The following is a 21,322-nucleotide window of genomic DNA, read 5'->3' as shown; positions in this document are numbered from 1 at the left end:
AGCCAAGCCAGTCGATCGCTCAATCCTCGACGAGGTACATGATCCGGCCGCAGGTCTTGCAGAAGACCAGGCGCTCGGCGTTCATCAGCTCGCTCAGGTCCTGGAGCGTGTTGACCTGATTGCAGCCCTCGCAGGCCCGGGTGTGGCGGTCGACGGCGGCGAAGGCGTCGTCCCCCTTGCCACGGACCGAGCGGCGGTAGCGTTCGCGGTCGTCGGCGGGGACCACGGCCTCGCTCTCGGTGATGGCCGCCTCCAGCTCCTTGAGCTGGGCCCGCTGCCCTTCGGCCTTCGACTCGATCTCCTGGCGAAGGGCCTCGACCCCTTCGGAGAACTTGGCGACCTCGGCCTCCTGCGCGGCCAGCTCGGCGGCGGCGGTCTCGACCCCCTGCATCAGCTCGAGGATCGCCTCCTCCTTGCTGTTGACGTCCTTGTTGATCATGGCGATCTCGTTCATGATCGCCTTGTATTCCTCGTTCTTCTTGACGCTGTTGAGCTTGACCCGCAGGTCGTCGCAGCGGGTCCGCTGGCTTTGAACCGTCAGCTCCTGGCGCTGGACGTCGGACTTGCGCTGCTTCAGGGCCGTGCGGGCCGCTTCAAGCGCCGCGCGGCGGGTTTCGAGGCCGCGCAATCGGGCGGCGAGGGTCTTCGGTCCGGACTCCAGACGATCGCGGAGCGCCTTGACGCGGCGGTGCAGGTCGTGAAGTCCGCGGAGGTCGTCGACGGTCGCGGGCATCGGGATCGGGCTCCTTCGGGACGAGGGGACGGGTTGTGGACCGGCGGGAGAGGACAGGATCGGGCAGTGACGGTGCCCCTGGCAACAAAAAAACCGCCGGTCGCCTCGTGGCGACCGGCGGTTCGGGTGTCCGGCGTCAACCGGTACTTTCCAGGAAGCCTTCCAACTGTCGGCTTCGGACCGGATGTTGCAGCTTCCGGACGGCCTTCGCCTCAATCTGCCTCACCCGCTCCCGGGTGACCTTGAAGATGCGGCCGACTTCTTCCAGCGTATACGTGTAGCCGTCGCCCAGGCCGTAGCGGAGTTTGATGATCTCGCGTTCCCGATAGGTCAGGGTCTTCAGGACCGCGTCGATCTTCTCCTTGAGCATCTCCTGCGTCGCGGCGTTGATCGGGCTCTCGGCGGCCTCGTCCTCGATGAAGTCGCCGAAGTAGCTGTCCTCGCTCTCGCCGACCGGCCGGTCGAGCGAGATCGGGTGCCGGCTGATCTTCATCACGCGGCGGGTTTCCTCGACCGAGATGTTGGCGACCTTGGCCATCTCCTCGATCGTCGGCTCGCGACCTTTTTCCTGGAGCAGCTTCTTCGAGACGTTCCGCAGCTTCGACATCGTCTCGATCATGTGCACCGGGATGCGGATCGTGCGGGCCTGGTCGGCGATGGCCCGGGTGATCGCCTGCCGGATCCACCAGGTGGCGTAGGTCGAGAACTTGTAGCCGCGACGATATTCGTACTTGTCCACGGCCCGCATCAGGCCGGTATTCCCCTCCTGGATCAGGTCGAGGAACGAGAGGCCGCGGTTGCGGTACTTCTTGGCGATCGAGACGACCAGCCGGAGGTTGCCGCCCGAGAGCTCGCGCTTGGCCTGCTCGTATTCCTTGTAACGCTCGTTCATCAATGTGACGCGCCGGGTCAGGCTCCGGGGCGTCTCGAGCGTCATGATCATCAGATCCTTCAGCTCTTTCTGGAGGTTGGCCAGGTCGTCCTGGTTCCCCCGGCCGGCCAGGACGAGGTCGCGCTGGGCGAGGATCTCGTTCAAGCGGGCGGCGATCTGCTCGAGCCGCTTCATCAGCGGCTGGACCTTCTGCGTGCGGATCGACAGCTCTTCGACGAGCGTGACGGCCTTGCGGCGACGGCGGGCCAGGTCGACGCGGAGGACCCTGGCGGTGTCGGGGTCGTCCTTGGCCCGGATGTAGGCGCGGAAGTCGCGGAGGTTGCAGTCCATCAGGTGATCCAGCGTGGCCAGGTTCGGCTTCATCCGCTGGAGGATCTGCTCCTTCTCGAGGTTCTCGGTCACCGAGACCTTGACGGTGCGGTCGAACGGCAGCTCGCCGCAATCGACCTTCTTGAGCACGTCGACGACCAGCCGCAGGGCGTAGTCGCACTCCAGGACCTTGCGGCGGAACTTGCGGCGGGTGATCTCGATCCGCTTGGCCAGATTGATCTCCTGGTCGCGGGTCAGGAGCGGGATCTCACCCATCTGGGTCAGATACATGCGCACCGGGTCGTCGATCCGTCGCGAGATCTCGTCGAGATCCTCGGGGGTCAGCTCGCCGTCGTCGTCGTCCTCGGCCTGGTCGTCGATGACGTCGTCGTCGGAGTCGTCGCCCATGTCGCCGGCTTCCACCAGCCGGGCCTCGGCCTCCTCCTCGTTCAGCAGGTCAACGCCCAGCTCGTCGAGCCGTTCGAGCAGCTCGTGGAGCTTCTCGGGGCTGCTGGAAATCTCATCCGGCAACTGGTCGTTGAGCTGATCGTAGGTGAGAAACCCTCGCCGTTTGCCCAGCTCGAGGAGCGTCTTGAAACCCTCGTCCAGCTTTTCCATCGACACACTCTCCTAGGGGGAACCGACGTCGGGTCAAGACGCGTCGGACGATTTCTTGGTGGAGGCCAGCCGCAAGAGCTCTTGATTCAGGCGCATCTTTTCCCGCCAGAGTTCGCGGTACGACTCGGGCTCGTCGGCGAGGTTGATCTCGGCCAGGGCACCCTCGAGGTCACGGAGGCGGTCGCGACAGGCCCGCTCGGCCAGCCGCGGCAAGAGACTGGCCAGGCGTTCGCGCCAGGGCCGGGGCAGGTATCGACCGTTGACGTACCGCTCCGAGAGCGGCCTGGGGTCGATCGGGGAGACCAGCGAGGCCACCAGGCTCCGCACGCTCGGGTCGTCGAGCCGGGACGACACCTCCGAGACGCTCGCCTCCCGGCCTTCCCCGTACAGGTCGTAGCAGACCTGGAGGATCGTCCGGAGGGGGGCATCGCGCAGTGAAGGCACTTCGACCCGGGTAATGACCCAAGACACCACGGAGGGCTCGTTCAAGACGACCTCGATCAATTCCCGACCCAACGGGTCGAGATCCCCGGGCCGGATGACCGGCGGCGGGGCCGCCTCGCTCGCTTCGGGAACACGACCGGCCGTCACCGGCGTGTCCTTGTCTTGTTCATAGCTTACATGACGATGCGCCGGCCGGTCGGGCCGCCGCCGCTTCTTCAGGTCGCGTCGCAACGCCTCGACCGGCAGGCGAAGCCGCTGGGCCAGCCGGTCGAGCGCCTTGGCCGCCTTCAGGTCCAGCCCCGCCCTCCCCTGGTGCGCGGGCATCCGGGCCAGCAGGTCGAGCACGCTGTCGGCCGCGCGACGGGCCCCGTCCAGATCCTCGAGGTTGAAGGCCGAGGCGGCCCGGTCCACCACGTGATCGAGCGGGTCGGACGCCCGGTCGACCAGGGCGAGCATCGCGTCCGCCCCCTCGCCGAGCAGGAAATCGCAGGGGTCGAGCCCCGCCGGGAGCGTCAGGACCCGGACGTCGATCTCGTGATTGAGGAACAGCTCCAGCGACCGATCGGCGGCCTTCTGCCCCGCCTCGTCGCCGTCGAAGACCAACACGGCCCGGTCGGCCAGCCGCCGCAGGGCCCGCACGTGGTCGTCGCCCAGCGCCGTGCCGAGCGTGCCGACGACATTGGCCAGGCCCACCTGATGCGCGGCCACCACGTCGGTATACCCCTCGACCACCGCCACCCAGCCCTCTTTCCGGGCGGCCTCGCGGGCCAGGTCGACGGCATAGAGGTTCCGACGCTTCTGGAAGACGGGGGTCTCCGGCGTATTGAGATACTTGGCGACGCCCAGGCCCGACTCGGCCATCCGTTTCTCGACATCCGGCAGAATCCGGCCGCCGAAGCCGATCGCCCGGCCCCGGATGTCGCGGATCGGGAAGATCACCCGCCCCCGGAAGCGGTCGCGGAGCGAGCCGTCCCGGTCGCTCCGCACGGCCAGCCCGGCCCGCTCGAGCAGGGCCTCGTCGTAGCCCTCCCGACGCCCGCGGGCCAGCAGCCAGTCGCGCCGGTCGGGCGCGAAGCCGATGCCGAAGCGGTCGACCGACGCGGCCAGGATCCCCCGACGTTCCAGGTAGCCCCGGGCCTCGTCCGAGCCGACCAACGCCGTGCGGAAGGCCCGCTCGGCCCAGTCGCAGGCGGCGAGCAGGTCGCTCTTGCTCGGGCCGCTCGACGCGGAGGCGGGACTCGGATTGTCCAGGGCCACTCCGGCCCGGTCGGCCAGCATACGCAACGCCTCGGGGAACTCGACCCGCTCGTAGTCCTTCACGAAATCGAAGATGTCGCCGCCCGCCCCGCAGCTCCAGCACTTGTAGGTCTGACGTTCCGGATTGATCTCGAGCGACGGGTGGTGATCGTCATGGAAGGGGCAGAGGGCCTTGAATTTCGAACCCGCTCGGTGCAGGGGGAGGTACTCGCCAATCAGGCCCACGAGGTCGATCGCGCCCTTGATCGCGGCAAGCGTCGTATCGGAGTGTCGGGGCACCGGGAACTCCCAGAGGTTGAGGTCGCAGTCCCGGATCGGCTGCAGAGACGACAACGAGAGCGGCTCCGGACCTCGGGCGAGGTCGAGCGGGTACGGCCCCGATCTCTCGTTGGCTCGCCGTCTCCTGCACGGCGATGATACCAGGATTATACCCCCGCTCGAATTTCGGTCAAGTTCGCCCGACCCTTTGCCGAGCACGGGACGACTCGCCCTAACCCCCAAGTAAACAACCGTTTGCAGCATCCCCTCCCGCAAGAGCCCCCGGAAATTCCGCCCGCCCGGCCGACCAGGCCCTTGACAAGGGCCCGCGAAATCGTTCCGCCCCGCCGCTCAGGCAATCGCCTGGCGAACCGCAGGCGGCGTCGGGGCACGATTCCCGGCCAATTGGCCCGAAATCCGTCCCGAAAACCAGGTGTCCAAGTCAACCCCCTGAGCCCGGCCCGGGGCGTGCCTCCGGGTGCGGCCTCCCCCCGGGCACGGTCGACCGCGAGGGCACGCCGACAGGCCCCTGTCCCGGCCGGGAGGCCGAGGAGGGGGCGGGCCGGCGTCTCGCGATCGTCTCGATGAGAGAACCGCAATTGCTGGCCGGCCCCGACACCCTTTGCGTCGGAAAAATCGATCGGCCCCCCATGGCGAGGCCCGGGACGATCCGCCCCGGGGCCGCTCGACCGCGAGGGGCCGGCCTCCCGACGTCATCGCGAGGGGCAGCCCCGCCTCAGCGCGGTTGCAGCCCCGGATTCGGCCCGCCGATGGTCCACCAGAGCCAGGTGCCGTCGATCGCGATCGCCTGCAGGCGAAGCCCCTCGTCCTCGTCGTACTGGGCCGCGGACACCTCGTGCAGCTCGTCCAGGGTCGTCACCGGCACCTCCCCGACCCCGGTGATGCGCAGGAGCCGCACGATCCTCGGGTCGATCCCCGATCGGGCCGCGAGGCTCCCCGGGCTGACCCCCCCGATATAGAGGCCGTCCTGCGGCAGACGCTCGGCCATCTCCATGGTCAGGCCCTCGGGCGGCCCTTCCACCACCACCAGGCCGAGATCCATCAGCACGGGCATGGCCTGGATGGTGACGGGGATCACCTCGCGGTTGCCGTCGCGCATCACGGTCACCGGCACCGACTGCTCGACCGGGATGGTGGTGGTCCGCGTCCGCAAGGCGTTCGAGTCGTCGACCGCCACGCCGTCGAGCTCCAGGACCACGTCATCGCGACGCAGGCCCGCCCGGGCCGCGGGCCCCCCCGGGACGACGTCGATCACCCGGACCCCCCGGGGCTCCTCCAGCCCCAGTTCGGCGACGTCGTTCGCCTGGACGTCCTGGATCGTCACCCCCAGGTAGCCGCGAATCACCCGGCCGTCCTTGATCAGTTGATCGACGATCCGACGCGCCAGGGCCGAGCTGATCGCCAGGCCGATCCCCTGGTAGCCGCCCGTCTCCGAGAGGATCGCCGTGTTGATCCCGACGACCTCCCCCTTCAAATTAATGAGCGGCCCGCCCGAATTCCCCGGGTTGATCGCCGCGTCGGTCTGGATGAAGTCCTGGTACAGGTCTCCCGAGAGCGGCAGGCCGCCCCGGCCGGTCGCCGAGACGATCCCGGCCGTCACCGACCGGTCCAGCTCGAACGGGCTGCCGATCGCCAGGACCCAGTCGCCGATGTCCAGCCGGTCGGAATCGCCCCACGAGGCCTCCACGTCCAGCCGCCCCTCGACCTGCAAGACCGCCAGGTCGGTCTTCGCGTCCGACCCGACCAGCCGGGCCGGCAGCTCGCGACGCCCCAGGCGCACGGTGATCCGGTCGGCATCCTGGATCACGTGATGATTCGTCACCACGAACCCGTTCCGGCTGTCGATCACCACCCCCGAGCCGGCGCCGAGCGCCAGTTGCATCGGGCCGCCGGGGCCCCCCATGTCCGGGCCTCCCAGTTGCGACGTCCGCACGTTGACGACCGCCGGCTGCACCTTCGTGCTCGCCAGGCGGAACAGGGCCGACGACCGGCCGATCAGGTCGTCTCCGTCGAGCCGCTCCAGCGCCTCGGACGCGGCGATCGCCCGGCCGACCTCGTAACGATAGCCGATCTGCTGCGCCAGATACGGCGCGCCGTACACGGCCCCGGCCGCGAGGCTCAGCATCAGCAGGACGACCAGGAACCCTCGGCGCACCGGCGGGGTCTCGGGCCGGGGCGGGGGCTCGAGCGGATCGTAGTCAATCGGATCAAACGAGGCCATCGGGGGGCATCTCCACGGCGCAGTTTCCTCCCGGGCCGCAACGCCTGTTCGGCCCGAATCCGCGATAAGGCAAGCGTATGCGCCAACCGTCCCGAATTCAACGCCCGGCCCGCGCGCCTCTTGCGTCCCCCGGCTTGGCAGGCGACGCTCGGCCGCGATAATGAATGGCGACGAGGGCCGCGATCGGCCCGATTCGCGCCTTCGGGAGGCCCTCCACCCCTCATGTGCGGCATCGCCGGCTTCCTCAATCGCGACGGCGACGCCGCCGATCGCTCGCTCCTCGATCGCATGACCGGGCCGATCACCCACCGGGGGCCGGACGGCTCCGGCGCGTTCGTCGACGGGCCGGTCGCCCTCGGGCACCGTCGGCTGGCCATCATCGACCCTGGCCTCGGCGCCCAGCCGATGAGCAACGAAGACGGCACTGTCTGGGTCACCTACAACGGCGAGATCTACAACGAGCCGGCCCTCCGCACCCGGCTCGAAGCCCTCGGCCACCGCTACCGGACCCACTGCGACACCGAGAGCCTCGTCCACCTCTACGAAGAAGACGGCCCCGACTTCGTCCGGCAGCTCAACGGCATGTTCGCCCTGGCCCTCTGGGATGCGAGGCGGCGGACCTTGATCCTCGCCCGCGACCGGATGGGCCAGAAGCCCCTCTTCTACGCCGAGACCGCGCGCGGCGGCCTCGTCTTCGGCTCCGAGCCGAAGGCCCTGCTCGCCCACCCCGACGTGCCGAGGCGGCTCGACCCCGACGGCCTGGCCCGCTACCTCGCGTACGAATACGTCCCCGCGCCGGGCTCGATCTGGCAGGGGATGAAGAAGCTCCCCGCCGGGCACCTGCTCGAATGGCCGCTCGACGCCCCCGGCTCGACGCCCCCCCGGCGCTACTGGGAAGCCCCCCTCCCCGTCCCCGAGGCCGACGCCCCCCCCTTCGACGAGGCGAGCCGGCACTTCTGGGCGCTCTTCCGCGATGCGGTCGCCCGGCATCGCCGGTCCGACGTGCCGCTCGGGGTCTTCCTCTCGGGGGGGATCGACTCCTCCGGCGTCGCCGCGGCCGTGGCCGAGTTGCAGCCGGCCTCGACAATCCGGACCTTCTCGATCGGCTTCGACGATCCGACCTTCGACGAGAGCGACCACGCCCGGCTCGTCGCCCGGCACCTCGGGACCGATCACCACGAGCGCACGTTCGCCGTCCCCGACGTGCTCGACCTGTTGCCCGAGGTCGCCGGCTGGCTCGACGAGCCGTTCGGCGACGCCTCGATCCTGCCGACGCACCTGCTCAGCCGGTTCGCCCGGTCCGACGTGACCGTCTGCCTCGGCGGCGACGGCTCCGACGAGCTGCTCGCCGGCTATCCGACCTTCGCCGCCGAGCAGCTCGCCCGGTCGTTCCGCCGCCTGCCAGGGGCGATCCGGTCGCTCGTCGGCCGGGGCGTCGATCGCCTGCCCGTCGATCACGGCAACATCAGCCTCGACTTCAAGCTCAAGCAATTTTTGAGGGGGGCCTCCGAGCCGGGCCCGCTGGCCCACCTCCGCTGGATCGGCTCGTTCACAGGGGCGGAATTGAACGATCTGCTGGTCGATCCGCCCGCGATCGACGTCGAGGCCGAGCACCTCGCCCGGGCCGCCGCCCTCGCCCCCGGGGCCGACCCGCTGACCCAATCACTCCGACTTTACCAAGACACGTATTTGCCCGAGGACATCCTGACGAAGGTCGATCGCGCCAGCATGGCCACCAGCCTCGAAGTCCGCGCCCCGTTCCTTGATGCCGAGCTGGTCGACTTCGTCCAGGCGTTGCCTTCTCGCCACAAGTACGCCCGGGGGACGGGCAAGCGATTGCTCAGGGCCGCCGTGGCGGATAGGCTACCGGCGTCGATCCTGAAGCGCCCGAAGAAAGGCTTCGGCTTTCCGGTCGCCCGCTGGCTGAACGGGCCGCTCGCGAGCCTGCTCGACGATCGCCTCGCCCCGGATCGCCTGCGGCGTCAGGGGCTGTTGAAGCCCGAGGCGGTCGCCCGGCTGGTGGCGGAGCATCGGGCCGGGGCCCGCGACCACCGCAAGCCGCTCTGGACGCTCGTGTCGTTGCAGCTCTGGCTCGATCGCTGGCTGGGCGACTCCTGATCGAGGTCGGTCGGACGTCCCAATCGACCCGCCCGGGGGTCGTCGCGTACAAGGAGGTCGAGGGGTTTGAGGATCCTCGTCGTCTCGGACATCCACGCCAACTGGGCGGCCCTGTCGGCGATCGACGAGCCGCACGACCTTTGCCTCTGCCTGGGCGACCTGGTCGACTACGGCCCCGACCCCTTGCCCTGCGTGCAATGGGCCATGGCCCACGCCCACCACGCCGTCCGGGGCAACCACGACCACGGCGTCGCCCAGGGGATCGACGTCGGCGGCGACCACGGCTACCGCTACCTGACCAGCGTCACCCGGCAGCAGCACTGGCAGGCCCTCGGCCCCGACGAGCGCCGCTACCTGCTCCAGCTCCCGCTGACCCGCCGCCTGACGCTCGGCGGCAAGCACTTCCTGCTCGTCCACGGCACGCCCCGCGACCCGCTCGACGAATACCTGATGAACGACCCCGGCACCTGGGCCCGCCGGCTGGCCGGGATCGAGGCCGACATCGTCTGCGTCGGCCACACGCACATGCAATTTAATCTCAAGGCCGGCGAGACGATCGTGCTCAACCCCGGCAGCCTCGGCCAGCCGAGGGACGGCGACCCCCGGGCCGCCTACGCGATCATCGAGGACGGCAAGATCCTGCTCAAACGCGTCGCCTACCCGATCGAGGAGACGATCGCCCGCGCCCGGGCCTCGAACCTCCCCGATCGCGCCAAGGCCCTCTACTGCGAAGGGCTTCGCCTGGGACGCCTCCCCCACTCGGCCCCCTTGCCCCACGGGGGGCCGGCATGATCGGCGTTGAGGGCGACGGCACGCAATCCGATCCTGCTCGCGTCGGCCCGGCACACCTGGCCCTCTTCGCCCTGATCTACGCCCTCCAGGGGGTCGTCTTCGCCTACGTCATCAACTTCAACCAACTCTACATGAAGGCCGCCGGGCTGGGCGAGACGACCATCAATGACGTGCAGACCTTCGCCATCATCCTGCCCTTCGCCCTGAAGTTCCTGTTCGGGCCGATCTCCGACCGCTTCAACCCGCTCGGGCTCGGGCATCGTCGGCCGTTCATCATGCTCGGGATCGGCATGCAGAGCCTCGGCCTGGTCGGCCTGGCCCTGATCGACCCCGGCCGGCACGTCGGCGGCTTCGCGACGGTGGCGCTGATCACCGTCCTCGGCCTGGCGCTCTACGACACCTGCTGCGACGGCCTGATCGTCGACGTCACGCCCGAGGCCGACCGCCCCCGCGTCCAGTCGATCGCCTTGGTCTCCCGGTTCGTCGCGGCCACCGTGCTCACCTTCGCCTTCGGCCATTTCCTCGCCGAGACGGGCATCGGCCCCGGTAAGAGCGGCTGGATACTCTTCACCTGCGCCGCCCTCGGGCTCCCCCCCCTGGCGTTGACCCTCCTCCTCCGAGAACGCCGCGAAGGCCACCCGGCCGACCGGTTCGACTGGCGGGCCCTGAAGATCCTCGTCCGCCCGCGATCCCTCGCCCTCATCGGCTTCGGCCTGCTCTACGCCCTGCCCGGCTGGGGGGTCGAGATCAACCTGCCGCTCTTCTACGCCTCGAACGGCTTCGACGAGTCGGCCGTCGGCATCTGCGGCGCGGCGCGGCTCTCGGGACGGGCGGTCGGGGCCATTTTGCTGCCACTGGCCACGCCGATCCTCGGCCGCCGGGGGGTCATCGTCGCCGGCCTGGTCGGCCTGATCGGATCAACCATGGCCCATGCCTTCATCACCACCGGAGACGTCCCCACCGCCGCCGGCCTCGGCTTCCTCTTCGGCCTGGCGAACGGCTGGAACGACGTCCTCTTCGCGACCCTGGCCATGGGAGCGGCCGACCCTCGCCTCGCGGCCTCGACGTTTGCCCTCTTCATGGCCGTGACGAATCTGAATATTCTGGGTGGATCACTCTTCGGCCGAGGCTTGGTCGCCTCCGGCGGAAGCTATCCGCCGTTGTTCCTCCTGGCCGGGCTGATGATGGTCCCGGCCCTGCTCCTGGTCGGCCCGCTCGCCCGCCTGGCGCCTCGGGCCCCCGATGCGAAGGATCGCCCCGATGGATTCATTGCCTGATGCGCTTGTCTGGATCGGCGCGGCCCTGGCCGTCCTGGTCTTCCTGGCCCTCTGCCCCTTGCTCATCCTGCTGGCCGTCGCGGCGATCTACCCCGACGCGATCCAGCCGGCCGTCCGATTCGTCCTGGCCCCCGTCTATCGGCTCCGGGTGATCGGCCTGGAGCACCTGCCGAAGACCGGCCCGGTCCTGATCGTCGCCAATCACGTCTCCTGGATCGACGGGTTCCTCCTCGCCGCGACCGTCCCCCGACGCGGCCGGGCCCTGGTCTTCGCCCCGTACCTGAAGATCCCGATCCTCGGCCCCCTGGCGAAGCGATCGGGCATGATCCCCGTCCCCGATCGCGGCCCGAAGGCCCAGCGGGCCATGCTCCGCGCCGCCTTCGAGGTGCTCGACAACGGCGAGGTCCTCGGCGTCTTCCCCGAAGGCCAGATCTCCCGGACCGGCGTCATGGGGACGCTCTACCGAGGCATCGAGGTCATCGCCTCCGGCCGGGAGGAGGCGACGATCATCCCCGTCGCGCTCGACAACCTCTGGGGGAGCATCTTCAGCTTCTCCGGCGGCCGGTTCTTCCGCAAGCGGCCCCGAGGGTTCCGCCGCACCGTCATCGTCTCCTTCGGCCCTCCCATCGAACGCCCCTTGACCGTCTTCAAGGCCCGCCAGGCGATCGTCGAGGCCGGCGTCCGCGCCTTCGAACGCCGCCCCGAGCGCGACCAGGCGATCCTGCCCGAGACCATCGACCTCGGCTTGCCCCACCTCAAGCACCCCGAGTTCGGCCTCCTGACCGCCTCGGCCCCGGACTACGAGCACGGCATCATCCGCCAGACCGGCCACAAGGACGGCTCGGTCGGCCAGCCGGTGCCCGGCGTCGCGCTCCGGGTGGTCGATCCCCACGGCCAGCCGCTCCCGCCCGACACCGAAGGCCGGCTCCAACTCCTCCGCGCCGGCGACCCGAACTGGCACGACCTGGGCCTGACCGCCCGGATCGAGCGCGACGGCTTCGTCTTCCTCGCCGATCCCCCCTCCCCCGGCGAGGTACAATCTCAAGACGCGTCCCCGGCCCTCCCCTGACCGTCCCTTTTTGTCTTTGATCCGACCGACGGAGCGCCCGACCATGGCCACCCTCATCGAGCCGACCCGGACCTACACCCCTGAAGAACTGTTGTCACTGCCCGACGATCTCAGTGTCGAACTGATCGATGGGCAGCTCGTCGAGACTCACGTGAGCGTCCTCACCGGCCTGGTCACCGCCACCCTGAATGCGCTCCTGGGCGAGTACGTACGCCGATCGGCGATTGGCGACCTCCTCTCCTCGGAAACCATGATCCGCTGCTTCCCCAATCGCCCCGGCCGGGTCCGGAAGCCCGACCTCAGTTTCGTCCGTCGAGGCCGGCTCAGCCCCTCCCAGATGACGGCCGGCTTCCTCACCATCCCCCCCGACCTCGCCGTCGAGGTCGTCTCCCCCAACGACGAGGCCGAGGCCCTCGAAGCGAAGCTGCTCGACTACTTCGACGCCGGCATCCCCCTCGTCTGGGTGATTTACCCGGTCGCCCGGTCGGCCATGATCCTCCGCCTCGACGGCTCGGCCAACCGCATCCGGGAGCACGACGAACTCCCCGGCGAGGCCGTCATCCCCGGCTTCTCCTGCCGCCTGGCCGAGCTGTTCCCCCCGGTCCCCGCCGAACAAACCCCCAGCACCGAAACCACCGATCAGGGCTGATCACTCACAACCCGCCGTCGAAACAGTCTCGAATCGTCGGCAAGTACTTCTCGGGCGACGCCGTGTTGACCAGCACCACGCGATCCCCTCGCCCCACGATCCGACGATCGGCCAGCTCCTCCAATACCGCCAGCGTCGCCGCCCCCTCGGGCGACCAGGCAAACCGCCGATCGCGCCACTCCTGACGGATCACCTCTCGAATCCGATCGTCATCCACCGCGATCGCGCAGCCCCCCGTCTCCCGGATGATCCGCAACACATTGAGATGCCCGACATTCTTCGCCACATTCAGCCCGGTGGCGATCGTCTGCCCCGGCGGCTCGGGGGTAATGTCCTCGTCCCCCCGATCAAACGCCCGGACTAACGGCGTCGTGGCCGATGACTGCACGCAGACGAACCTCGGCCGCTCGGGGCCGATCAACCCCAGCGCCTCCAGCTCGTCGAACCCCTTGGCCATGCCGACCACCCCGGTCCCCCCCCCGGTCGGGTAGACGATGACATCGGGCACCTGCCACCGGCGATCGGCCAGGCGATCCCCCCTCGGCTCGGCCATCTCCAGGCCGAGCGTCTTCTTCCCCTCGGTCCGCCAGCCGGGCTCCTGGAAGGTCGCGACGCTGAAGAACCCCTGCGGCACATAATGGTCGCGCACCCGGGCCGCGCAATCGACGATCGTCCCCGGCACCAGCTCCAGCGTCACCCGATCCGGATGCAGGGCCGCCAGCGCCGCCACGTTCCCGAGCACCGGCCGATCCGTGTCGGGCGACATCACCACCGCCGCCTCGATCCCCGCCGCGATCGCATACCGCGCTAGCGCGTCCCCCGCGTTCCCTTGCGTCGGCACGGCCAGGCGATTCAGCCCCAACGCCCGGGCCATCGAGGCGGTCATCGCCATCCCCCGGTCCTTGAACGAGAGGGTCGGATTGGCGCCGAACCCGGCATGCGGCTTCCCCTCGTCCTTCACCTCCAGCCGACAGCCGATCCGGTCGGCCAGCGGATGCCCGTACGGCAGGCTCGGCGTGGCCCCCTCGCCGAGCGAGACGACATGCCGCCGGTCGTCCGGGTCGTTCACATCGAGCGGCAGCAACCCGCCGAATCGCCAGAGGTCGCGTCGATCGGGGTCCCAGAAGCGGTCCGGCCCCTGCTCGGCCCGCAGGCGATCCAGGTCGAGCACCACCTGCACCGGCCTGCCGTCCCCCTCGCACAGGTTCATCGGGCGGTCGGGCGGATACGATGCTCCGCAAACGGTGCAGGTCAGTTGAGCCACGTAACGCATTGAGTCCACCACCCCCGCGTCGGTCGTATCAGTGTCAGGGCATTGTCAAGCCGATCCCGATCCGATTCGCCCTCCCGGCCGGCCTGCCCGGATTGTATCGCATGCGACGGATCAACCCAGCCCCGCCCGCCTCGATCGCCAAATTGGTTGAATAGAACTGCCGGAATCGTCGTCACTGGCAGAAAGGGATCCGGGGCGTTTCTCACCGCTCCGGATCTCGTTGAGGCCCCACAATTGACGTGCTAGGCTAACTCTCGATCGCCTCGTTGCCCCCGAATCCCGCGACCCCGGGGGCACTTTTACGGATGGAGTGCCCTGGTGCGTCTGACTCCCTCTCTCTCATCCCCACGATTGACGAAAGGTGCCCGACCCATGCGTTCGACGCTCATCACGCAGTTCTTCTCCGCTGCCGTGGCCGGCAGCATGTTCGCCCTCGGGCCGGTCGCTTCCGGCCAGACCAAGGACGCGCAGCCCGTCGAGGCGACCGAATCCAGCAGCCCCGCCCCCGACGCCCCGGCACAGGCCGAATTGCCGGTCGTCGACCTCTTCGAAGGCGTCCGCACCGGCCAGGTCGCCGTCCGGGCCGAAGGGGCCAAGGGTGGCGCCATGACCGTCTCGGTCACCAACACCTCCCGCGCCCCGCTCCGCGTCGTCCTGCCTCCGGGCCTCATCGCCTCCGGCGCCACCGGCCAGTTCGGCGGCATGGGCGGCATGGGCGGCGGCATGGGTGGCATGGGCGGTGGTATGGGGGGCATGGGTGGTATGGGCGGCATGGGCGGTATGGGGGGCATGGGCGGCATGGGCGGCATGGGTGGCGGTATGGGTGGTATGGGCGGCATGGGCGGCATGGGGATGGGCGGCGGCACCATGCCCCCGATGATGGGCATGATGCAGCTCGGCATGCTCATCATGCAGCTCATCGAGACCGACAGCTGGGACATGACCTCGCTCATGATGGGCATGGGCGGCATGGGCGGCGGCATGATGGGCGGCATGGGCGGCGGCATGATGGGCGGCATGGGCGGCATGGGCGGCGGCATGATGGGCGGCATGGGCGGCATGGGCGGCATGATGGGCGGCGGCATGATGTCCATCCCGCCCGGCTTCCGCTCGGTCCCGCCCACCGGCGTCCCCGCCGCGGCCCTGGCCCCCGGCCAGACCCGGAACCTCAAGACCCGGACCGTCAGCCTTTCTCCCCCGGTCCAGGGCCGCGCCGTCCTGCCGACCGAGGGTGAACCCCTGCAGCTCGGCGACATCAGCCAGACCGAGGTCGGCAACGACCCGATCGTGCAGAAGGCCCTGCGTCAGCTCTCGCTGGAGAAGGCCCCCGAGTCCGTCACGCAGCTGGTGCTCTGGAACCTGATCTACAAGCTCGACTGGACGACCATCGGCCAGCTCTCCCGCAAGTGGGCCAACCCCCACGAGCTGAGCCTCGCCCGCCAGTTCGTCGACCGGATCACGCAGCCCGAATCCGAGCTGAGCCCCGTCGGGCCGGCCACGCTCTACGTGCAGGTCCAGGGCGACGACCCGATGGCCGAGGCCCTCGAAGGGGCCCTCGCCGGCACCCGGACCCTGGGCATGGACGTCGAACTCGACGCCCCGGCCGCCCCCGAAGGCCCGGCCCTGGCCTGCCTCGTCCGCTTCCACGACGCCCCGGCCGGCTCGGCCGACCGCGACGCCTCGGTCCTGATCTACTCCAGCGACCCGAACGCCAGCCGCTGGGCCGCCGTCGGCAAGTTCTCCCTGCCGGTCGCCTCCGACGCCTCGGGCGAGGCCCTGGCCGACGCCCTGGCCGAGGGCATCATCAGCCGCCTCGTGCGTGCCCAGGTGACCGAGGGCAAGAAGGTCAAGGGCGTTCAGACCTACAAGCTGCGGATCGACAACGCCGCCCCCCTGCTGCTCAACGGCCTGGCCCTGACCGGCGCCGACCTGGGCGTCAAGAGCGACCCGTCGATGCTCGCCGGCTTCTCCCTGCCGCCGCGTCGCAGCATGACCTTCACCATCACCGGCGACGCCGTCGAGCGGCTCAACCTGGAAAACGGCGCCAAGGTCATCGCCGCCGACCTCAGCGGCCTGTGATCCGATCCAATCGGTTCACGCTCCCCATCAACCTGCCGCGTCGGCCCGTCCTCCTGTCCTGTCCGGGCCGACGCCTCTCCCCTTCGACGCCGCCCCGCACCCTCTCGCGGAGCGGCGTCGTTCGTTTGCGCCGCATCCCCGACGGGCGACCTGCCCCTCGATCCCCTGGCCTTCCGGGTCGAGGGCGACCGACGGCCACGGACCTCGACGCGGACGTTGCCTCTCACGCTTGCCCCGACCCAATCCTCAAATTCCCCCAATCCGTGTGACTGGACCTCCCCATTTTCCCGATCCTTTCAGACGGGGAGGCTCCGCGACCCTCCCCTCGATCTTTGGCAATTCGCCCCATCCCCTCGTCATTCAGCACGTGTCACTGTCTCTGTGATCGGCACTCCTGAACGCAATGTCGCGTCTTGTGTGCCGCACACCCTGATCCCGAAACGAATCCGCGATTCCGCAACTTAAGTTCATTCAGGGAAGTGGTTTACCACGAATAATCCCCCGCACGCCGAGGCGCACCACGCCCCGTTTTCGAGGCGCACCGGCGCGCACAACGTTTCACCCCTCCCCCGGTGTCATCGGTGCCGAACGACCGAGACACCCCCTCGACCGATTTCCCGAAACGATCCGGGCGATTTTGACGGAACTTCCATGTTCACAAGGAGATTCCGTCACCACAACCCCGCGCACCAGAGCGCACCGACGCCCGTTTGCGCAGCGCACCGGGGCGCACCGGCGATTCAAAGGAGCAGCCCGATCACCCTTCCGCGTCGAGCTGACGAACCGCCTCGAAGACGCCGACGGCCACCGAGACCGAGAGGTTCAGGCTCCTCGCCTCGCCGCGGATCGGAATGCGGACGGCCCGCTCGGGCCGGTCCTCGACCAGTCGGGCGGGCAGGCCGCGGCTCTCGGGGCCATAGACCAGGGCGTCGCCGGGCTGGTAGCGGGCCTGCGTGTAGGGCGTCGCGGCCCTCGTGCTGAACGCCCAGAAGCGGTCGTGCCCGATCGCCTCGGCCACCTCCTCCAGGCTGTCGACGGCCCGCCAGCGGAGGTGCTCCCAGTAGTCCAGGCCGGCGCGCTTGATCCGCCGATCGTCGATCAGGAACCCGAGCGGCCGGACCAGCCAGAGCATCGCCCCGGCCGCCACGCAGGTCCGGCCGACCGCCCCGACATTGGCCGCGATCTCCGGCTGATACAGCACCACGTGGAGCCGGGCGTGCGGGGCGTCCCCCGCCGCGTCCCGATCGGTCGCGGGCGAGTCGGTCATGACGCCCCCGGGTCCGCCTCGATCAGGTCCGGCCGCCGCAGCCGCTCGCGACGGATCGACAGGCCGATCCCCTGGAGGATCGCCCACCAGGCCACGCCGATCATCAGGAAACTCCACTCCAGCATCGGCACCATCGCCAGCCCGACGAAGTACATCAACACCGCCGGGATCAGGAACCGATTGCCGCAGAGCCACGCCGTCGTCGCGAACCCGAACGTCGCCAACCCGGCCCAGACGAGGAAGTACCAGCGGAACCCCAGGCCGGTCAGGCCGTTCAGCGTCACCGCGTTGAAGCCAATAATTAACGACGTGGCCCACACCCGCGTCAAGATCCCGATCAACGGCGACGTCTTCGTCCACCCCTTGCCGAGCATCGCGTTGAGCAAGGCCAGGACCAGCACCAGTTCCGCCGGCCAGAGCGTCAGGTGCGGCCATTTCGCGTTCAGGGCCATCGCCGCCCACTGGTGGACCGCGAAGAAGACCAGGTGGATCCAGCCCAGCGTCATCAGGACCCGATCCCAACCATCCCGGAGCGCCACCCGAAGCAGGTCGGTCCGAAGCTCGGCCTGATAGTCCGACAGGTTCTCCAGCGGCAAGGGTGCGTGAGCCATCGGCAAATCAATCGGGATGGGACGAGTGAGACGGAACGCGTCGAGGACTCCCCCCGATCAACTCCGGGGGAGAGGCCAGGGCCGGAGGGCCAACCGAACCCCTACGTTTATCCTATCATACGAGTCCCTCGATGAACTCCCCAACTCCCCCAATCGTTCACCCTGGAGCGCAAGTCCCGGGTCCCGGAGCGATTCCGACGACGGACCGCGTCCGATTCCAAGAGCGAGACGATGCACCCCGGAGAACGGCCCCGGACCAGACGCCCCGGCACGGGCAAGGGATACGACCATGCTGCTTGATGGGTTGATCCGCCTGGGTCGGTTCACCGACTTCGCCGCCCGGGCCCTCCTGATCGCGCCCTGGGCGATCGTCCGCAGGCCCGGCGAGGTGCTCCGCCAGTTCGAGCGGGTGGCCTGGGGCAGCCTCTCCCTGGTGTCGGTGGCGGGCCTGAGCATCGGCCTGGTCTCGTGGCTCCAGACCCGCCGCCTGCTGGTCCGGTACGGGGTCGAGGCGACCTTGCCAAGTGTCCTGGCGGCGGCCGTCCTGGTCGAAACCGGCCCGATGCTGGCCTCGATCCTCGTGGCGGCCCGGCTCGGCGCCGGCCTGGCGGCCGAGCTGAGTTCGAAGGTGTTGACCGAGGAGGTCGATGCGGCCGAGGTCCTGGGGGCCTCGGCCCTGCCGAGCCTGGTGGCCCCCCGGGTCGTCGCCTGCGCCCTGGCCGTGCCGCTGCTGACGATCGTGCTCGACGCGGCGGCCCTGCTCGGCGGCCTGGCGGCCGAATTGACCGGCGGTTCCCTCACAAGCCAGGCGTACGCGGAACGCTGCCTCGACTACCTGAGGCTGGCCGACGTGGTGCCCGGCACGCTCAAGACGGTCGTCTTCGGCCTGATCGTCGGCCTGGTCGGCTGCTGGGTGGGCCTCAGTTCGGAACGCTCGACCGAGGCGATCGGCGGCGCCGCGACCCGGGGGGTGGTCGCCTCGGTCCTGCTCATCTTCGGGGCCAACGTGCTGCTCGTCCCCGTGATCCAGTGGGCCACGGCGGCGGTGGGGTGGGTCGGGTAATCGCAGAGACTCCTCTTGACCAATCCGGGCGGTTTGCGTCGTACAATAGAATCCAAGGCAGGCCAATCGACTCGGGAGCCAGAAGAGGCAGTCGGCACCCTGCTCCCTCCCGATCGGACCAACGCACCAAGGGGCGAACGCCATGCATCGAGAGATCGGCCCACTGCGGGCCCTGGCCAACGGGGTGTTCTGCCTGGGAATCCTGGCGATGGCCGGCTTCGGCGCGGTCCAGGTCGCCGGGAAGAACTGGCAGGTGCAGGAGACCTATCACCTCGCCGCCGCCTTCGATTCGATCAGCGGCCTGGAGCCCGGCGGGCGCGTCTTCGTCCAGGGGGTCGACGCCGGTGTGGTCGAGGCGATCGTCCCCCCGGCGACCCCGGGCGACCCGGTCCGGCTGACGTTGCGGATCGACGCCCGGCTCCGCCCCTTGATCCGGACCGACGCCGAGGCCCGGATCATCACCCAGGGGGTCGTCGGCGCCCGGGTCGTCGAGATCCAGCCGGGAAGCGCCGACGCCGACGTCCTGCCCGACGGCGGCCTGATCGCCAGCGTCCGACCGATGGAGCTGGCCGACCTGATGCAGAAGGCCTCGCAGGCCCTCGAGCGGCTCGACACCGTGGCCGGGTCGGCCGAGGAAGGCCTGGCCGAGGTCAACGCCATCGCCTCGGCCATCCGGGAGGGGGAAGGCACCCTCGGCCGGCTCCTGACCGACGACGAGCCGGTCAACCGGCTCGTCCGCCTGACCGACCGGGGCGAGCGGACCCTCTCCGACATCCAGGACAACCTGGACGCCCTGAAGAACACCTGGCCGATCTCGCGCTACTTCTCCCGACGCGGCTACGACGACCGCGAGCTGGCCCTCTACCGGCCCAATTCCAGCCGGGAAGCGATGATGATCTCCGAATCCGACCTGTTCAGCCCCGGCCGGGCCGTGCTGACCAAGGCGGGCCGGGACCAGCTGAACCGCGTGGCCGAATGGACCAAGGAACACCTGGCCAAGAACACCGAGGTGGTCATCGCCTCGTTCACCGACAGCTCGCTCGACGACCTGATGGCCGAGCGCCTGACCCAGCAGCAGGCCGAGGCGATCCGCGAGTACCTGGTCGAGAACCACGGGATCAACTCGGCCGGCTGGTTCCGGTCGAGGACGGTGGCGGCGGTCGGGTTCGGGCGGCACAGGCCCCGTCTGCCCTCGGCCGAACCCCAGGGGGCGTTCCCCGACCGCCGGGTCGAGATCATCCTCTTCACCCCCCAGACGCCCTCGTGATCGGCGGGGGTCGGTCGGGTCAGGGCCGGACGACGATCGGGGGGCCCAGGGCGGGAGCATAGAAGCCGACCGGCACCCCCGACGGCGGCGTGACCCCGCCCCGGGCGATCGGGAAGGTGCTGTAGCGTCCCGGGGCGGCGTAATCGCCCGGATCGCGCGATCCGGGACGCCAGAGCGAGGCCCCGAACGACCCCGGGAGCAGCGTGTACGGATCGTAACCGTAGCCGTATCCGACGCCGCCGAAAGGGGTGGCGAAGTTCGAATGGGTCCGGGGGACGCCGTAGCTCGGGACTCCCCAGGCCATGCCGTAATACCCCGGAGGGTCGTACACCGGGGCGGCCATCGGCTGGGCCGGGCCGGCCACGGACTGGGCCCGGCCGACCTGGGCCGACCCGAGGGAGACGGCGATCCCGAGCAGGGCCGCGCCGATCATTTGCCTCATCTCAATGATGCTCCGGGTGATTGACAGCAGAGGCTCGGTCCTGGTCGCTTCGGACCCCTGGAGGCTCGCCGCCCGGCGATCGAGGAAGAATGCCCGGCGGCTCGGCCATCGAAGCATACCCCACTACGGGCAAGTTGGGCAATCTGCGCCGGGAATCGGGCCGGTGGCGGGCACGCCGAGCGGGGTCGAGGGCTGGACGAGCCGGTATCCGGGGCCTCGCGTCCCGAAGAAGGGCCGCCGGACCTGGTTGGTCGAGACGCCCTGAGGCTGGCGGTAGACCTGGGGAGCGAAGGCGACATTCGAGGCCCGCCACGGGGCGGCGAACGGGTTGATCCGCCGGGCGGCCGTCTCGATCAGCCCTCCCGAGGCGGCCCGACGCCCATACCCGGCCCCTTGTGCCGAGGCCGCCGGGAAGCCCGAGATCGACTGGGAACTGCCGAGGTAAGGCTGCGGCGCCGGGTCGATCACCCGCCACCCCTGGGCCTCTACCCTGCCGGCCGCGACCAGCACGACCGCCAGGCCGAGGGCCATCCTGAACCGTCGGGACATTGCTCGCTCCTTTGTCTCGTTGCCTCGGGATCGTGCCCGAGCTGATCCGCCCCGACCGGCCTCGCGAGGCGACTCCCGTCGCCGAACGACCGGACTTTTGGGGCTTCCAAAAA

At 69.5% G+C, this 21,322-nt stretch carries 17 protein-coding genes; 8 read left to right on the top strand and 9 right to left on the bottom strand.

All coding sequences use genetic code 11. The features are described from left to right. Nucleotides 1-19 precede the first annotated feature (19 nt). The 4 genes from AB1L88_RS14950 to AB1L88_RS14935 all read right to left on the bottom strand — a co-directional run bounded on the left by AB1L88_RS14950 (nt 20) and on the right by AB1L88_RS14935 (nt 6,753). Nucleotides 20-733: a nucleic acid-binding protein gene (locus AB1L88_RS14950; RefSeq protein WP_367097476.1), complete on the bottom strand. Its 714-nt coding sequence runs from the start codon at nt 731-733 to the stop codon at nt 20-22. Nucleotides 734-869: 136 nt separating this feature from the next. Continuing rightward, entirely contained in the window at nt 870-2,552 is a 1,683-nt protein-coding gene (rpoD, locus tag AB1L88_RS14945) for an RNA polymerase sigma factor RpoD (protein ID WP_367097475.1), read from the bottom strand. A gap of 33 nt (nt 2,553-2,585) precedes the next feature. Beyond that, on the bottom strand, nt 2,586-4,586 hold the full coding sequence (dnaG, locus tag AB1L88_RS14940; protein ID WP_367097474.1) for a DNA primase: 2,001 nt from the start codon (nt 4,584-4,586) through the stop codon (nt 2,586-2,588). 661 nt (nt 4,587-5,247) lie between these two features. Then, nucleotides 5,248-6,753, bottom strand: a complete 1,506-nt coding sequence (locus tag AB1L88_RS14935) for a trypsin-like peptidase domain-containing protein (protein ID WP_367097473.1) — start codon at nt 6,751-6,753, stop codon at nt 5,248-5,250. Nucleotides 6,754-6,975: 222 nt separating this feature from the next. On the opposite strand from AB1L88_RS14935, the gene asnB reads away from it, so the two are divergent. The 5 genes from asnB (at nt 6,976) to AB1L88_RS14910 (ending at nt 12,658) form a co-directional block, all read left to right on the top strand. Then, nucleotides 6,976-8,871, top strand: a complete 1,896-nt coding sequence (gene asnB, locus AB1L88_RS14930; protein WP_367097472.1) for an asparagine synthase (glutamine-hydrolyzing) — start codon at nt 6,976-6,978, stop codon at nt 8,869-8,871. 66 nt (nt 8,872-8,937) lie between these two features. After that, entirely contained in the window at nt 8,938-9,663 is a 726-nt protein-coding gene (locus tag AB1L88_RS14925; protein ID WP_367097471.1) for a metallophosphoesterase family protein, read from the top strand. Continuing rightward, entirely contained in the window at nt 9,660-10,940 is a 1,281-nt protein-coding gene (locus AB1L88_RS14920; protein WP_367097470.1) for an MFS transporter, read from the top strand. The genes AB1L88_RS14925 and AB1L88_RS14920 overlap by 4 nt, the downstream gene beginning before the upstream one ends. Next, a complete protein-coding gene (locus tag AB1L88_RS14915) occupies nt 10,924-12,009 on the top strand; it encodes a 1-acyl-sn-glycerol-3-phosphate acyltransferase (RefSeq protein WP_367097469.1) in 1,086 nt (361 codons plus the stop codon). The genes AB1L88_RS14920 and AB1L88_RS14915 overlap by 17 nt, the downstream gene beginning before the upstream one ends. A 43-nt stretch (nt 12,010-12,052) precedes the next feature. Beyond that, on the top strand, nt 12,053-12,658 hold the full coding sequence (locus AB1L88_RS14910; protein WP_367097468.1) for a Uma2 family endonuclease: 606 nt from the start codon (nt 12,053-12,055) through the stop codon (nt 12,656-12,658). Nucleotides 12,659-12,662: 4 nt separating this feature from the next. Here AB1L88_RS14910 and AB1L88_RS14905 read toward each other — a convergent pair whose 3' ends face one another. Next, nucleotides 12,663-13,931 carry a threonine synthase gene (locus AB1L88_RS14905; RefSeq protein ID WP_367097467.1) on the bottom strand — a complete coding sequence of 423 codons (1,269 nt, stop codon included), beginning with the start codon at nt 13,929-13,931 and terminating at the stop codon, nt 12,663-12,665. Nucleotides 13,932-14,303: 372 nt separating this feature from the next. Here AB1L88_RS14905 and AB1L88_RS14900 point away from each other — a divergent pair, with 372 nt between their 5' ends. Further along, on the top strand, nt 14,304-16,010 hold the full coding sequence (locus AB1L88_RS14900; RefSeq protein ID WP_367097466.1) for a hypothetical protein: 1,707 nt from the start codon (nt 14,304-14,306) through the stop codon (nt 16,008-16,010). 757 nt (nt 16,011-16,767) lie between these two features. Here the strand turns inward: AB1L88_RS14900 and AB1L88_RS14895 are convergent. Continuing rightward, nucleotides 16,768-17,277 (bottom strand): tRNA (cytidine(34)-2'-O)-methyltransferase, encoded by a 510-nt coding sequence (locus AB1L88_RS14895; RefSeq protein ID WP_367097465.1) that lies wholly within the window; start codon nt 17,275-17,277, stop codon nt 16,768-16,770. After that, on the bottom strand, nt 17,274-17,888 hold the full coding sequence (locus AB1L88_RS14890) for a hypothetical protein (protein ID WP_367097464.1): 615 nt from the start codon (nt 17,886-17,888) through the stop codon (nt 17,274-17,276). Before AB1L88_RS14890 ends, AB1L88_RS14895 begins: the two co-directional genes overlap by 4 nt. A 289-nt stretch (nt 17,889-18,177) precedes the next feature. Here AB1L88_RS14890 and AB1L88_RS14885 point away from each other — a divergent pair, with 289 nt between their 5' ends. Further along, nucleotides 18,178-18,951 carry an ABC transporter permease gene (locus AB1L88_RS14885; protein ID WP_367097463.1) on the top strand — a complete coding sequence of 258 codons (774 nt, stop codon included), beginning with the start codon at nt 18,178-18,180 and terminating at the stop codon, nt 18,949-18,951. Nucleotides 18,952-19,093: 142 nt separating this feature from the next. Further along, nucleotides 19,094-20,218, top strand: a complete 1,125-nt coding sequence (locus tag AB1L88_RS14880; RefSeq protein ID WP_367097462.1) for an MlaD family protein — start codon at nt 19,094-19,096, stop codon at nt 20,216-20,218. 19 nt (nt 20,219-20,237) lie between these two features. Here the strand turns inward: AB1L88_RS14880 and AB1L88_RS14875 are convergent, their stop codons facing one another. Then, nucleotides 20,238-20,660, bottom strand: coding sequence for a hypothetical protein (locus AB1L88_RS14875; protein ID WP_367097461.1), 423 nt, complete (start codon nt 20,658-20,660; stop codon nt 20,238-20,240). Between the two features lie 123 nt (nt 20,661-20,783). After that, nucleotides 20,784-21,209, bottom strand: coding sequence for a hypothetical protein (locus tag AB1L88_RS14870; RefSeq protein WP_367097460.1), 426 nt, complete (start codon nt 21,207-21,209; stop codon nt 20,784-20,786). Nucleotides 21,210-21,322 lie beyond the last annotated feature (113 nt).

Origin of the sequence: Tautonia sp. JC769 (assembly GCF_040717455.1) — a bacterium.
Taxonomy (GTDB): domain Bacteria; phylum Planctomycetota; class Planctomycetia; order Isosphaerales; family Isosphaeraceae; genus Tautonia.
Note: the sequence above shows the minus strand (reverse complement) of the source record. Positions and strands in the feature narration are given on the sequence as shown.